The following is a 264-nucleotide window of genomic DNA, read 5'->3' as shown; positions in this document are numbered from 1 at the left end:
ATATGTTGTCTACACCTATATTTTGTTATAATTAAGAAAATAACTAGCAGAGGGATGGGACTTACTTATGGAAAACACTCCTAGACTAAACTTGGTCATAGATGTGCTCATGCTCGCTGGTGCCATTTTGGCACAAAGCGGTGCAGAAATTCACCGAGTTGAAGATACCATGATTCGGATTGCACATTCACAAGGAATTGAACAGGCCAATGTCCTTGCCATCCCTGCTGCTATCTTTTTCTCCATCGACCATACGAATATTTC

The 264-nt window shown here is 40.9% G+C and carries 1 protein-coding gene; it reads left to right on the top strand.

All coding sequences use genetic code 11. The features are described 5' to 3' along the window. Positions 1 to 67: 67 nt before the first annotated feature. A partial coding sequence (locus C1E99_RS00020; RefSeq protein WP_161951102.1) for a threonine/serine exporter family protein occupies positions 68 to 264 on the top strand: 197 nt, incomplete at its 3' end.

The organism is Streptococcus suis (assembly GCF_002964045.1).
Lineage (GTDB): Bacteria > Bacillota > Bacilli > Lactobacillales > Streptococcaceae > Streptococcus > Streptococcus suis_U.
The sequence above is the reverse complement of the archived record's forward strand: the minus strand, read 5'-3'. Positions and strand labels throughout refer to the sequence as shown.